8 protein-coding genes are annotated in these 15,282 nt (G+C 41.3%); 4 read left to right on the plus strand and 4 right to left on the minus strand.

The features are described 5' to 3' along the window. Positions 1-103 precede the first annotated feature (103 nt). From CXF88_RS15295 to CXF88_RS15305, 3 genes are all read right to left on the minus strand, one after another. A complete protein-coding gene (locus CXF88_RS15295; protein WP_101087622.1) occupies positions 104-2,023 on the minus strand; it encodes a glycoside hydrolase family 13 protein in 1,920 nt (639 codons plus the stop codon). A 68-nt stretch (positions 2,024-2,091) separates the two neighbouring features. Continuing rightward, positions 2,092-3,615: a tryptophan halogenase family protein gene (locus CXF88_RS15300; protein ID WP_101087623.1), complete on the minus strand. Its 1,524-nt coding sequence runs from the start codon at positions 3,613-3,615 to the stop codon at positions 2,092-2,094. 116 nt (positions 3,616-3,731) lie between these two features. Then, complete coding sequence (locus CXF88_RS15305; protein ID WP_101087624.1) at positions 3,732-6,452, minus strand: TonB-dependent receptor; 2,721 nt, start codon at positions 6,450-6,452, stop codon at positions 3,732-3,734. A 505-nt stretch (positions 6,453-6,957) separates the two neighbouring features. Between CXF88_RS15305 and CXF88_RS15310 the strand changes: the two genes are divergently transcribed. From CXF88_RS15310 to CXF88_RS15325, 4 genes are all read left to right on the plus strand, one after another. Further along, positions 6,958-8,592: an alpha-glucosidase family protein gene (locus tag CXF88_RS15310; RefSeq protein WP_101087625.1), complete on the plus strand. Its 1,635-nt coding sequence runs from the start codon at positions 6,958-6,960 to the stop codon at positions 8,590-8,592. A gap of 162 nt (positions 8,593-8,754) precedes the next feature. Beyond that, a complete protein-coding gene (locus CXF88_RS15315) occupies positions 8,755-10,020 on the plus strand; it encodes a sugar MFS transporter (protein WP_101087626.1) in 1,266 nt (421 codons plus the stop codon). Positions 10,021-10,323: 303 nt separating this feature from the next. Continuing rightward, complete coding sequence (locus tag CXF88_RS15320; protein WP_101087627.1) at positions 10,324-11,538, plus strand: RsmB/NOP family class I SAM-dependent RNA methyltransferase; 1,215 nt, start codon at positions 10,324-10,326, stop codon at positions 11,536-11,538. A 223-nt stretch (positions 11,539-11,761) separates the two neighbouring features. Then, positions 11,762-14,020, plus strand: a complete 2,259-nt coding sequence (locus CXF88_RS15325) for a GGDEF domain-containing protein (protein ID WP_101087628.1) — start codon at positions 11,762-11,764, stop codon at positions 14,018-14,020. A 137-nt stretch (positions 14,021-14,157) separates the two neighbouring features. Here the strand turns inward: CXF88_RS15325 and ald are convergent, their stop codons facing one another. Further along, positions 14,158-15,273 (minus strand): alanine dehydrogenase, encoded by a 1,116-nt coding sequence (gene ald / locus CXF88_RS15330; RefSeq protein ID WP_101087653.1) that lies wholly within the window; start codon positions 15,271-15,273, stop codon positions 14,158-14,160. Positions 15,274-15,282: the final 9 nt, after the last annotated feature.

Below are 15,282 nucleotides of genomic sequence, written 5' to 3' on the forward strand. Positions count from 1 at the left end.
AGAACCACTTCTTAATTTCAAATAACTGAACGTATCTGTATCTAAACTTTAGAGCGTAAATTCCAGCGTCTACATATTCGAGTCTACATATCCGTGATAAAAATCAATGGCTCAGTTTAAGAATCGTGACACCTTTATTGGCCAAGGTAAGCGGCTTAGATAATGAATACGTCTGTTTGCTGATAATATCAACGCCAGTGGTGTTGCCATTAATAGCAGATTTAAAACGTTGTAAATCAAGCTCAATGGCTTGGCTGTTTTTATTATAAATGACCAGTAAGCTTTCATTGCCCTGATGACGGCTTTGGACATAAATACCGTCTTTTGGCACAAAGTGCTGCAACTTACCTTGTTGAATCGCTAATGAGTTTTTACGGTAATTTAATAATGTACGTACAAAGGTAAGTGCTTCGGTTTGTTGTGCATTCAACCCTTTACCTGTAAATACATTGACACTGTCTTGCGGCCAGCCACCGGGGAAGTCTGCGCGCACAGCGCCGTCGTTACGGTCTTTTGTAGGACTTTGCATGACTATTTCTGAGCCGTAAAATATTTGTGGGATTCGGTTGCTGGTCAGTACATAAGCCATGGCCATTTTGTACAGTGCAATGTCGTTTTTCATTAAACTGTAAATACGGTTGGTGTCGTGATTACCTTCAAATAACACTAACTGGCTTGGATTGGCATACACCACATCGTTAGCCAACATTTGGTAAAGATCGATAAATCCAGCGCCCCAATCTTCCTCTTTGGTTAAGCTTGCTATGAGCGTGTCATATAACGGAAAATCCATCATGCTGGGTGCAAAAGATTGATAACCATCTGCATTTACCTTACCAGCTTGCCAGTAGCTTACCGTCACTGGGTTACTACTCCATTCTTCACCAACAATATTAAAATGCGGGTATTCATCCATAATGGCTTTTGACCATGCTGTTAGAAAATCTTTATCAGCATAAGAGTAAGTATCTTCACGAATACCGCTCAGCCCCGCATATTCAACCCACCAAATGCTATTTTGGATTAAGTATGTTGCCAGGTGTGGATCGCGCTGATTGAGATCTGGCATAGTGACGTCAAACCATCCATCACTAAAATCGACCGTGTCTGCATTCACTGAATAAGGATCTTGTACTGTAGTGCGTCTATGGCTTGAGTAATTGACATCAGTTGAATCGTTCGCCCAACGGGATTGGCCGTTAATCCAAGTGTTACTCGGCATACTGTTCATCCATTTATGACCAGAGCCCATGTGATTAACAACCACATCTTGGATGATGCCAATGCCAAAGGTTTGCGCTTCTTCTACCAAGGCTTGGTATTCTTGATTGCTACCAAAACGAGGGTCTATTTTATAAAAATCTGTGGTGGAATAACCGTGGTAAGAATATTTTTGTTGGTTATTTTCAAGCAGTGGATTAATCCACAATTGAGTGACACCTAAATCATGCAAGTAGGGCAGAGCTTTGCGGATTCCCATAATATCACCACCATGGCGGCCGCCATCAAAGCTTCTATCGGCTTTTTCAAGCATGTCTGGGTGGTTATCATTGTCGGGATTACCGTTAACAAAACGATCTGGAGAGATTAAGTAAATCACATCTTTATTACTAAAGCCTTGGCGATCGCGTGAACCTTTTTGACGGGTTTGCAGCTCATAATCAAATTGATCAACTAATTGGTCGTCTTGATATAGACCCAAAGTAAGTTGTTGTGGTTTAGCTTGGCTTAAGTCCAAATTAACGAATAAATGGTCGTTACTGTCGGTTTTATCAACGCTGCTGAGCGTGACACCTTCAGCCTTGATTAATTTCACTTGGGTGTCGCGAATGTTATCGCCAGCAATCAATAGTTGTAACGTAGGTTGTTGCATACCCGCCCACCATGACATGGGCTCGACGTTAAGTGCGGCATTCACCGACATGGCGCTGACACTGAGCGCACAGCCTAATACTAAACGTGATGCGAGCTTGCTGATGCGATGTTGGCCTAGGGGCGTTGGGTGTGAGTAATGTGATGACATGATTACTAGTCCTGTTTTATGTAATTTATTTTTATTCTGTTAACTCATTATTACTTTTTATCAAATACTTAAATTTTTTCGATATAGGTTTCATGGGTCGGCATTTGCTTCACCGTGCTGGCAATGACCTTACGGATATTAGTTAAGTAGTCGGTTAAATCGACTTGGGTGACCGCTTGGGTAAGTGGATGATAATCTAGAGGAATAATGCCTTGCCCTAACATGACCTGGATCCAGGCCGCTTCGGTAAAGAGTTCATCTTGATGCCGAAAAACCGTTGCCGTGGTGGTAAATAAATCTATTTTACGTTGTAAGCTTGCGGGAATATCCATGTCGCGACATTGCTGCCATAAACCGTGTTCACCGTCGGCAGATTGTTTAGAATTAAGATGATAGTGCAAAATAATAAAGTCGCGAATTTGCTCAAACTCGGTTTGTGATTGGCGATTAAACTCATCAATGTGCTGGGGTTGAATGCCGTTTCGGGGAAATAATTTGGTTAAACGAATGATAGCCGATTGGACTAAATGTAAGCTGGTGGACTCTAAGGGTTCTAAAAATCCGCTCGATAACCCAATAGCAACACAGTTTTTATGCCATTGCTTGACGCGCCTGCCTGTGGTGAAGTTGATTTTACGTGGCTCGGCTAACGGTTTTCCGTCTAGGTTGGCTAATAAATGCTGCTTAGCTTGCTCGTCGCTCATATGTTGGCTGCTATACACAATGCCATTGCCAGTGCGATGTTGCAGTGGAATCCGCCATTGCCAACCAGCATCGTGGGCGGTTGCTTTAGTGTAAGGAATGACAGGAGAAGAACTTTCAGATGGCACGGCATATGCGCTGTCACAGGGGAGCCAATGCTGCCAGTTTTCGTATTCTACCCCTAATGCTTTTTCAATTAATAAAGCAGAAAAACCTGAACAATCAATAAATAAGTCACCACTAATACAGCGACCATTTTGTAAGGTGATACTGTCTATCGAGTCATCATTGGTGAGTTGAGTGCTGGTTATAGTGCCTTCTATTCGAGTGACGCCACGTTGTGTGCTGTATTGGCGAAGTAAGTTGGCGTATAAGCTGGCATCAAAATGATAGGCATGGGTGATACCACTCATCTGCGCTTGAGCAATACTTTGAATAGGTTGGAATTTATTATGTTTAGCGGCCTGATAATTAAGCGAGTATTGCCAAAAGTCATTCGCGTTAAATGAATTTTGATTTTGTTGGCTACAATTAGCTTGAGCGCTGAGCCAATAATGATGAAACGAGGTAAAGCCTAAGTCACGACCAATGTTACCAAAAGCGTGCATATAAGCATCGCCTTGTTGGTGCCAGTTTTCAAACTCGATGCCCAATTTAAAGGTGGCTTGAGTTGCTTTAATAAAGTCTTTCTCGTTAATGCCTAATACGCTGTTAAATATCTGCAGTGGTGGAATGGTGGCTTCACCCACACCTATAGTGCCGATGGTATCAGACTCAATAAGGGTGATGTTAAGTTGTGTTTTAAACAACTTGGCTAACATCGCTGCGGTCATCCAGCCCGACGTTCCACCGCCTACAATGACAATGTTTTTTATTATTGTTTGATCCATTGTTATCGCCTTTTTAACTATTTTTGATTTATTTTTACTGAATCCGATAAAATAAAAAAGCCCCTGTAATAGGTTACAGAGGCTTTTTTGTCGGTTTAGTACATTCTATAAGCCCATTAGAACTTGTAGTTTGCGCCTAACATAAAGTTACGACCGTAGTTTTGATAATCACGCACGTGACGTGCATCTTCACCTGTGTACGATGTAAATGGCTCATTGGTTAAGTTGTTTACTTGGAACTGAACCGATAAGCCGTAAAGAGCATCGATACCGCTTTCGGTAAAGTCATAACCAATTTGGGCGTCAACAACTGTTTCAGCTTTTACGTTTACGTTGACACGAGTCAAGCTGATTGCGGTGACTTCACCTAAGAAGTCACTACGGTAACGTGAGCTAATACGTGCTTCGAAGCCAGCATTTTCATAGTAAACAGTGGCATTGAAGGTTTTTTTAGAAAGACCTTCAAGTTGTTGAGGTTCACTGTCAGCGGTTTCTTTCACTTCACTTTCGTTGTACGAACCACTTAAAATAGTACCAAAACCATCAAGCGAATCCGCAAATGTACCGAAATCTAGAGAAACTGAGGCTTCAACACCACGAACATAACCGCCATTACCGTTTTGAGGTTGGCTGATACTACCAATCGGGTTGTCACCTGGGTTTTGCGGTAAAAACGTGCTGAAGTCTAAAGTAGAGTCGTCGTTAAAAACATAGGTTTCTAGGTCTTTATAGAATACAGCTAAGGAAAAATAACCTTGATCACTAAAGTAGTTTTCATAGCTAATGTCATATTGACGCGCTAACCAAGGTCGAAGTTGGGGGTTACCCGAGTTACCAGACCAGTTAACACCATCATTAGGATTTTGGCTGTAACTATAATTGACGTTAGCATTCATTTTATCCATACGCGCACGGGTTAATGTACGCGCAGCGGCTAAACGTAGCATTTGGCCATCGGCAACTTCAAAACCTAAGTTAATACTTGGTAACCATTCAAGATATGTATCGCCTGCGGTACGAGGAAGTAACTCAACAATATTATTTTCAACTTTAGCTGCAGTGCCGTCTGAACTTTGATCTGTATAGACGGCTTGCAAGCCAATATTACCTATCAAAGGTAAACCAAATAGTTCTGACTCTAAGTTGGCTTTAACATAGGCCGTTGACACTTCTTCTGATACAGACCAAGAGTTGGTTGCACGTGATAAATCGACATCTGCAACGTCAGTTTCGGTATAACCGCCCGCATTGTAAAAGGCTAACGAATCGTAACTGAGCACATCACCCATGCCGAAAAAATCGAGTGAGGTTGGCGATAATAAATATTGCTCTGGCACAGATTCTAAGTAGTTATCTGTACCGTCATAACCCGCTAACGTTAGGTAATAACCTTTGTCTAACTTACTTTTATCGCGATTAGTGCGGTTAACACCAAACTCAACGCTGCGCACAGCGCCTTCATCAAACACATATTCAGCACTTAAGCGGAATGATGTTAATTCATCATCAATTTCGGGTTTGTTAATAAAACCATCTTGAGTATTGGCACCAAGCGGGCTTCCCCAACCCAGTGGGTCGCCTAATTTAATTAGGTTTGGATCTGCATAATTAAGATCATGAGTGAAGTTGTAACCACCTTCACCATTATATGCAAAACCTAGGTCATCAACCGCGCCAACACCGGTGCCACGGCCTGTACCGCTATAACTTTCCATACCAATATCGGTACGTTCAGCTTTTGATAAAGCGATATCTGCTTCAACGCGCCAATTGTCATTAATGGTGAACTTGTTGTTCCAACCAATTGACAGTGATTCAGCATCACGCTTGTTAACATCGTTACGGATGACGACTTCAGCGCCATTAATGGTACCTTCAGTCACTAAACCATTTTCTGTTTTAGTTGCTGTTACACCACCGTTAGTACCCCAAGCAGCAGGAATTTCGATACCGCGTAAACGTTGGTCATCAGTAAATTTGGTGTAATACACATCAACAACTGAAGTGAATTGGTCGTTAGGTGCGTATTCAAATACAGCTAATACACCGTCACGTTCTAATTCGCTTGAACGAACAAATGGTTTTGCGCCACCTAAAACACTGTCACCGGCATCATTTTCTGGGTAACCCCATGCCTGCCAGCGTTCTTCTTGGTTTGGTGACATCATGCGGGCATAACCTAACGCAATACCGATAGTGTCGTCTGCAAACTGGTCGATGTATGAAATACTGCCACGATAACCGGTGTCACTTGAGCCACTGTTAAGTGAACCTAAGTCGTTCATTTCGCCACGAAGCGACATGGCAATAGTTTGCTCACCATGGGTCAGCGGGCTAATTGTTTGCATATCAACGGTGCCGCCGATGGCTTGAGCCATGACAGACGCATCAGGGGTTTTATATACCACTACACGATTTAATAATTCAGAAGGGTATTGGTCAAACTCGACACCACGGTTATCGTTAACCGAGGCTTGTTCACGGCCGTTTAATGTCGCGGTAGTAAAATCTGGGCCTAAACCTCGAATTGATATGACGTTAGCGCGACCGTCAAGGCGTTGCGCTGCAATACCGGGTAGGCGAGCAAGTGACTCTGCAATACTGACATCAGGTAATTTACCAATGTCTTCGGCAGAAATGGCTTCAACAATGGATGATGAAGACATTTTTAGTGATTGTGATTCTTGTAAGCTGCGACGAATACCAGTGACTTGAATCACTTCAATATTTTCTTCGGCAGTATCAGTAGTATTAACGTCATCAGCAGCGTAAGCACTCATGCTTGCACCTGCAGCAACTAACGCTAGCGTAAGTAGGCTCGGTTTAAATAGCAACATTCATCTTTCCCCTTTAGTGGATACTTAACAACTTGAAGTCCAGGTCGAGTGTTAGTGTCCTTTTGAATTTTGGTTACAGTCTTTATTGTGTTTTTCCCTCAGCATGCTTAATTAACTTTTATAAGTGACTGCATAAGTGCTGAAGTTATGACCAAATTGTTGCGCAACAGTGACGATACTACTCCCAGTACAGTTTTGCCGACAATATTATGCATACGTATTCAACGTTATTAGTGGCGAATTAGCGGCTCGATTTTACAATTACGAAACAACTTAAGGATACTATTTATACAAGTTAACCTATTGTATTCATAGTTTTTTTATTGTTTCCAGTAAGTGCGTTAGGTCAATTAATTCTTTGCATACGTATGCAGGTGTATTGAACCTGATTTCCTTATTCACGTATCCTCGGGGTAATGAAAAACAACAGCGAGCTGTTACCCAGCCGCAACATCAAGGTAACTCACAGGTAATTTTGGGGTTAGCTTAATTCTAAGGGGAAGCAATGGATCAGGTAACCTGGTGGCGCGGTGGAGTGGTATATCAAATCTATCCACGCAGTTTAATGGATTCTAATGGTGACGGTGTTGGCGACTTACAGGGCATCATTGCTAAACTTGATTATATTGCCAGTTTAAACGTTGATGCTATTTGGATTTCGCCTTTTTTCAAATCACCGATGAAAGACTTTGGTTACGACATTAGTGATTATCTTGAAATAGACCCACTGTTTGGCACCATGGCCGACTTTGATCAACTTATTGAGAAAGCCCATCAATTAAATATAAAAGTGGTGATTGACCAAGTACTCAGTCACACCTCAGATCAGCATGATTGGTTCGAGCAAAGTCGTCAAAGCCGTGATAACGATAAAGCAGACTGGTACGTGTGGGCCGATCCTAAAGATGATGGCAGTGCGCCAAACAATTGGCTCGCTATTTTTGGCGGTTGTGCATGGGAATGGGAACCACGCCGTCAGCAATACTATTTGCATAATTTTCTTAAAAGTCAGCCAGATTTGAATTTCCATTGTCCGCAGGTTCGTCAAGCTGTGCTGGATAATGTTGAATTTTGGCTTAAAAAAGGCGTTGATGGTTTCCGTCTCGATGCGATTACATTCTGTTATCACGATGAACAATTACGCGATAACCCCGCTAAACCAAAAGATAAGCGTCAAGGCCGTGGCTTCAGTGAAGATAACCCGTATGCTTACCAATACCATTACTACAATAATACTCGTCCACAAACCGTTGGCTTTATTGAAGAGTTACGCGCATTAATTAATCGCTACCCTGGCGCGGTTACCTTAGGTGAAGTGTCATCTGAAGATTCACTTGCCACGATGGCTGAATACACTCAAGGCGATGACCGTTTACACATGGCCTACAGTTTTGAGTTGTTAACCGATGATTTTAGCGCGGCTTATATTCGCCAAACTGTTGAAGAACTGGAAGCCAGTATTGGTGATGGTTGGCCATGTTGGGCTATCGGCAATCATGATGTGAAGCGGGTTGCATCACGTTGGGGTAAAGATAGTGTTAACCAAACGATGGTGAAAATGCTCAATGCGATGTTGTTTTCATTACGCGGCAGTGTGTGTAGTTATCAGGGTGAAGAATTAGGCTTAACGGAAGCACCGATTGAGTTTAATCAATTACAAGACCCCTTCGGCATAGCATTTTGGCCGATGTTTAAAGGCCGTGACGGATGTCGCACGCCAATGCCTTGGGTAAAAGAAGCACCTAATGCAGGTTTTAGTGAGGCAACACCTTGGCTACCAATAGATCCGTTACACAATAATAGTGCTGTAGATGTACAAGAAGCCGATCAAGATTCAATACTGAACAGTTATCGTCATTTTTTACAGTGGCGTAAACAGCAACATATCCTGATTGAAGGTGATATTCAGTTTATTGATAGCCATCCTGATGTATTAGCGTTTATCCGCAGTCAAGATCAACAACGGATGCTAGTTCTGTTTAACTTGTCAGCAATGCAACAAACCTTTGACCTAAAAGCGTTACGTTTATCTTCGACCTTAGATGGACATGGCTTACTCAGTGGCATGCAAGATAAACAGCATCCTGCGACTATCGTATTACCAAGTTATGCCAGTTTTTATGGCTTGCTTGCTAAGTAGAGTGACTAAGCTGAAATACGACAGTATTTCAGCTTTTTTGATCTATTAGTTTTCAGTAGAGAGACAATATAAAAATTAATGTATCAAACTTCAAATGCTATACGGCCGCCATTATAAATTTATAAAACAGCGACATAATAATTAACAAGAAGAGACCACACTATGGCTTCATCAATGCAAAGTACTCAACAAACAACAGTGACCGGAGGCAGCGGTAGTTATCGCTTTGCACTTGTGTCATTAACTTCACTGTTTTTCATGTGGGGATTTATTACCTGTTTAAATGATATTCTCATTCCACATTTAAAAGCGGTGTTCTCGCTTAATTACACCGAAGCGATGTTGATCCAATTTTGTTTCTTTGGAGCCTACTTTTTAGTCTCATTACCAGCAGGTAAGTTAGTCAAAAAATTAGGTTATCAAAAAGGTATCGTGACTGGGCTTGTTATTGCTTGTATCGGGTGTTTGTTATTTTACCCTGCTGCAGCGTTTGCAACGTATGGATTATTCCTTGGTGCACTGTTTGTATTGGCGTCTGGGATCACCATTTTACAAGTGGCGGCAAACCCTTATGTCAATGCGTTAGGCAGCGTTGAAACCGCATCAAGTCGTTTAAACCTAACTCAAGCATTTAATGCATTAGGCACGACGGTTGCTCCTTTTTTTGGTGCTGTATTGATATTATCTGTTGCATCTGGCGCGGTAGAAGGCTTAAGCCAAGCGCAATCAGAAGCAGAAGTGGTTAAACTTCCATACCTTATTTTGGCTGCGATGTTAGGCTTACTCGCGTTAATTTTTTCTAAACTCAATTTACCTACCATTGCTGAACACAGCGATGATTCAGCGACTGGCGTGATAACGCATAATGGCAAAACAAGTGCCTTACAAAGCATCCATTTGGTGTTAGGTGCTGTAGGTATTTTTGTCTATGTTGGTGCTGAAGTGTCTATTGGTAGTTTTTTAGTTAACTTTTTAGGCGAAGAGCAAGTTGCCGGTTTACAAGAAGCAGAAGCCGCTAAATATATCACCTACTATTGGGGCGGGGCGATGATAGGCCGTTTTGTCGGTTCGGTTATTATGCAAAAAATTCCAGCAGGTACTTTGTTAGCCTTTAATGCCTTTGTTGCCGCTGCACTGGTGTTAGTGGCAATGAACAGTACTGGCGCAGTGGCCATGTGGTCTATCTTGGCAGTTGGATTGTTTAATTCGATTATGTTCCCAACTATTTTTAGCTTAGCACTCCGAGATTTAGGCCCACACACCTCACAAGGCAGTGGCATATTATGTTTAGCCATTGTTGGCGGCGCAATTGTACCGTTATTACAGGGTGTGATGGCCGATAGTATGGGCTTACAAGTGGCGTTTATTTTACCTGTGGTGTGTTATGCGTTTATTTTATTCTATGGCGCTAAAGGCTCAAAAATGTAATCTGGTTTTGATTACAGATACATTACACTAAATCAACAGCGGCTTTCGGGCCGCTTTTTAATGCATTGCATTAGTGAACATAACATCACACAGTAGTGAAAGGGGGAAGGGTTAGCTTCAATGTATTAAGGTCGGGTGATGTTAAAAAAGGTCATTCACAGAAAATCTATAAACATAGAATGATTGACTCTTTTATGCTGCCAAAGTGAGGAGTAAAGGCTGATATGGCCTTGCTATCAACAGCGTTAATCCCTATGATCAGCACGTTTTTAAATTGATCGTTATATTAGATAGAGAGCCCCCATGTTGACTTATCCGTTGTCAGGCAGTTCATCAGAGTTAGTCTTAAATGTGCTAACCATGGTGTTAACCCGAGGAAAACCATTAGATAGAGCTTATTCAGAGCATTTTTCTGGTTTAACGCTTAACCCATCAGAGCAAGCGCGGATCACGCAAGTCACCGGCGATATTTTACGTCGTTTAAACTTATATTGTTTTCTGGTTGATATTAAACCAGAAGAATTTGATCGTTTAGGGTCAAAATTACTTAACGGCTGGCATGTATTTCATGGCTTAGATTTACCTAAAATGCAGTATTCATTGCAACTAGAGCAAGCAGCATTTGAGGCGAATCTAGAACAAGCCAAAACTGATCCTGTATTATGGGATGGTTGTCCTGAGTGGCTAAATGAGCTTGGTCAAGCACAATTGGGTGACAAGTGGCCTGCTGAACGTGCGGCACTGGCTGAGCAACCAAAACGCTATTTACGCGTTAATGAACTGAAATGTAATCGCGACGCCCTTATTGAAAGACTTAAAAAAGAAGGCGTAACGGCAATAGAAGTAAGCGATGTGGCTTCTGCTATTGAGGTCACATCAGACTCAGCATTATTTCGCACCGATGCATTTAAAGACGGTTGGTTTGAACAGCAAGACGCGGGTTCACAATTAGTTGCTAATGCTGTGGATGCAAAACCAGGTATGCGTGTTGTTGATGCTTGTGCAGGTGCGGGCGGTAAAACCTTGCACATTGCGGCACAAATGCAAGGTAAGGGACGTTTGCTTGCGATGGATGTAGAGCAATGGAAACTGGATAATCTTAAAACTCGCGCTAAACGTGCAGGTGCCCATAACGTTGAAACGCGGATTATTGCCAGTTCAAAAACCATTAAACGCTTAAAATTAACCGCTGACCGTGTGCTATTAGATGTTCCTTGTTCTGGACTTGGCGTGCTAAAACGCAATCCAGATTCAAAGTGGCGTGATACTCCTGAGCGTTTGCCTGTGTTGGTTGAATTGCAGAAGCATATTTTGCAAAGCTACAGCCGTATGGTTAAAGTCGGCGGAATATTAATCTATGCGACTTGTTCAATCATGCCAGAAGAAAATCGAGATCAAATTGATGCATTTCTTGCAGACAATCCACAATTCAAGCTTATTGAAGATGAGAACATTCTGGTTTCGGAACGCGGCTTCGATGGTTTCTATCTTGCAAAGATGGAACGCATTGGCGAATAATTATTCAATTAATACCCATTTTTATATTCATTAAATTGATGGTGAGTAAAATAAAAACAGTGCATTTATTTGCACTGTTTTTATTTATGGATAATTTTTGCTCGTTAAACTGAGTGTTTTGAATTAATTTACGTTAAGACATTGATTAAGTTCTCACAAATGCATAATCTTATTCATATTAAAAATATCTATTTTTAAGCATTCGCCGTAATAATGGAGCGTTATGGATATAGGACCGCATATCAATAAATTCATAGAAAAAACAGACCAACATGATTTTCGTGAATCGAGTATCGAGCGATACAGTACAATACTCGATATGGTATTGCAGGGCCTACCCTTAGGCGAAATGCTTCATGCCTTAGTATTATTGATAGAAGCACAAAAAATTGGTACTCGTGCATCAGTGCTTTTATTGAGTGATGACGGTAAACGGTTATTCTCGGGTGCGGCTCCTAATCTTCCTGAAGAATATAACAATGCGATTAACGGCATCGAGATTGGCGTTGATGTGGGCTCTTGTGGCGCCGCCGCATATACTTGTGAAAGAGTCATTGTTGAAGACATTGAACATCATCCTAATTGGAAAGACTTTAAAGCATTACCTTTAAAAGCCGGACTAAAATCGTGTTGGTCTGAACCGATAAAAGACAGTAATCAAAAAGTACTGGGCACTTTTGCCATGTACTATGACACGATTAAATCGCCGTCCAAGCAAGATTTGCACCTAATACAAGAAGCGGCACGTTTGGCCAGTTTAGCCATTGAACGAAGCCGCGGAATGCATATTCAACGGTTAAGTAGCAAGATTTTTAACAGCTTGCCTATTGCGTTAGTTATCACCAGTGAAGATAACTCGGTGTTATCAGCCAATCCAATTTTTAAATCCTTAACGTCTACCTATTACGCCAATCTTAAATTATTTGATGTTCATCGTTTTTTGAGTCACTCCCAACAAGATGTAGTAGCAGATTTATTTGAGCATTTAAAGCGCGGACACCCTTGGCAAGGGGAATTAAAAGGTCTTAAAACCGACAATGATATTATTGATATCTCGCTTAATGTGACCGTTATTCGGGATAGTTTTACGCAACAGAATTGTTTTGCATGGTTAATTACCGATATTTCCGCCCGTAAAAACGCTGAAAAAATGATTAACTTTCAATCCAACTACGATCAACTTACCGGATTGTCGAACCGTAAATACTTGTTTGAAAGTCTACAAGCTATGATCGATTCAGAAGACAGCGTAAACGGTTGCAAGCAAGACTTTAGCTTGATGCTGATGGACATCGACCATTTTAAACAAATTAACGATACCCTCGGACATGATAACGGTGATCTTGTATTGAAATTTGTCGCACAGCGCTTACTGAGTGCCATTCCTGATAATGTCCTTATTGCGCGTATTGCGGCCGATGAATTTGCATTAGTTTTACCGGGTAAAATGTGTACCGAGTCATTAATTAGTCTTTTTGATGATCTAACGGATGAGTTGAAAAAGCTTTTTATTGTTGGCGGTCAAGATGTCATGTTATCCATGAGTACTGGCCTTGCTCGTTATCCACACGATGCTGATAATGTGGAACAAATATTAAATTGCGCCACGCAAGCTATGTACAACGCAAAATCTCGAGGTCGTAATTGTCTGCAGTTTTTTAATCAGCAGATCCAAAAAGATGCAGAAAGACATGCTGAATTGTACTTACACCTTAAATCAGCATTGAGCCAGAATGAATTTGAATTGTACTACCAACCCATTGTGAATCCGTGTAGTGGCCAAATCATTAAAGCTGAAGTGTTGTTGCGCTGGATACATAACGGTCAATTTATTTCGCCAGATGAGTTTATTCCTATTGCAGAAGAATCAGGTTTAATTGTTCAAATCGGAGAGTGGGTGAGAACAGAAGCTCTAACCAGTATTTTAGCATTGCAAAAAATTGGTCATGCCATTCCTTTTTCAATTAATGTGTCGACAATTGAATTTTGGACAACTGAGTTGCAAGAACGTTTTTTAACGTACTTTGATAATATTTCACAGACGTTAGGTGGTAGTGAGATCCCGTATCAATTGATCACTTTAGAAATCACCGAATCACTAATGATGAAACAACAATCATCGATTAGCCAATTATTAACAGAACTTCGGCACCGTGGTATGCAAATTTCAGTGGATGATTTTGGTACCGGTTATTCATCGTTATCTTATTTGGCTAACTTCCCTGTGGACCAAGTTAAAATTGATAAATCCTTTATCCAGAAAATTTCATTGGGTGCGCGACATGAAGCGTTGATTGAAGCTATTGTCAGTATGAGCCGAGCATTAGATCTGTCAATTGTCGCTGAAGGTGTTGAAACTGAAGTTGAATTAGATTTTATCAAAAAACAGAATATTGAAGCGGTGCAAGGGTATTATTTTTATAAACCTATGCCAAAAGCTGACTTCTTTGCATTATTGGCGAAACAATCTCGTATCTTTTGATATCAGTGTTTGATATCAGTGTTTGATATCAGTGTTTAATATAAGTGTTTGATATTCTCGCTTAATAAACATAAAAAATGCCGCATTTATTAATGCGGCATTTTTATTGAATAAAGTTAATTCAATGACTTACTCATTTAAGCAAGCATGCTTTTTGGTTCAGTGAACTCAAGGTTCAACGCTTCTGCCACTTCTTTACAGACGACTTTACCGTGCATTACGTTTAAGCCATTTAATAAATGTTTGTCATTTAATAATGCTTGTTTGTAACCTTGATTAGCTAGCTTGATGATGTAAGGTAGTGTTGCATTGTTTAATGCAAACGTAGACGTACGGGCAACTGCACCAGGCATGTTAGCCACACAGTAATGTACTACGTCATCAACAATGTAAGTTGGGTCTTGGTGAGTGGTAGCGTGCGATGTTTCAACACAACCACCTTGGTCAATAGCAACGTCAACAATTGCACTGCCTGGTTTCATGCGCTTAACCATGTCACGAGTGATTAATTTTGGCGCTGCAGCACCTGGAACTAATACACCGCCAATAACAAGATCAGCTTCTAATACGTGACGCTCAATAGCATCAGCTGTTGAGTAAATAGCTTTAACCGCTGAACCAAACTGAACGTTTAGACGACGTAATGCATCGATGCTGCGATCTAAAACAACAACATCAGCACCCATACCAACAGCCATTTGCGCTGCGTTTGTACCAACCATACCGCCACCAATGATGACCACTTTAGCTGGCTCAACACCTGGAACACCACCAAGCAACATACCACGGCCGCCTAATGATTTTTCAAGTGCGCGAGCTCCTGCTTGGATTGACATGCGGCCAGCCACTTCTGACATTGGTGCAAGTAATGGTAATCCGCCGCGGTCATCTGTTACGGTTTCGTAAGCAATACAAACAGCGCCACTGGTGATTAATTCTTCAGTTTGCGGCAAATCTGGTGCAAGGTGCAAATAAGTGAATAAAATCTGGTCGTGACGTAACATTGCACGTTCTACTGCTTGTGGCTCTTTAACTTTTACAATCATGTCTGACTTAGCAAACACTTCAGCTGCTGTAGCTAAAATCGAGGCGCCCGCATCCATATAGTCTTGATCGGTAAAACCAATACCCACACCCGCATCTGATTGAACATAAACAACGTGACCTTTTATGGTTAATTCACGTACGCTTGAAGGGACCATGCCTACACGGTATTCGTGGTTTTTGATTTCTGTTGGAACACCAATAATCATTATTTGAGC

The organism is Shewanella sp. ALD9, from assembly GCF_002836315.1.
Classification (GTDB): Bacteria; Pseudomonadota; Gammaproteobacteria; order Enterobacterales; family Shewanellaceae; genus Shewanella.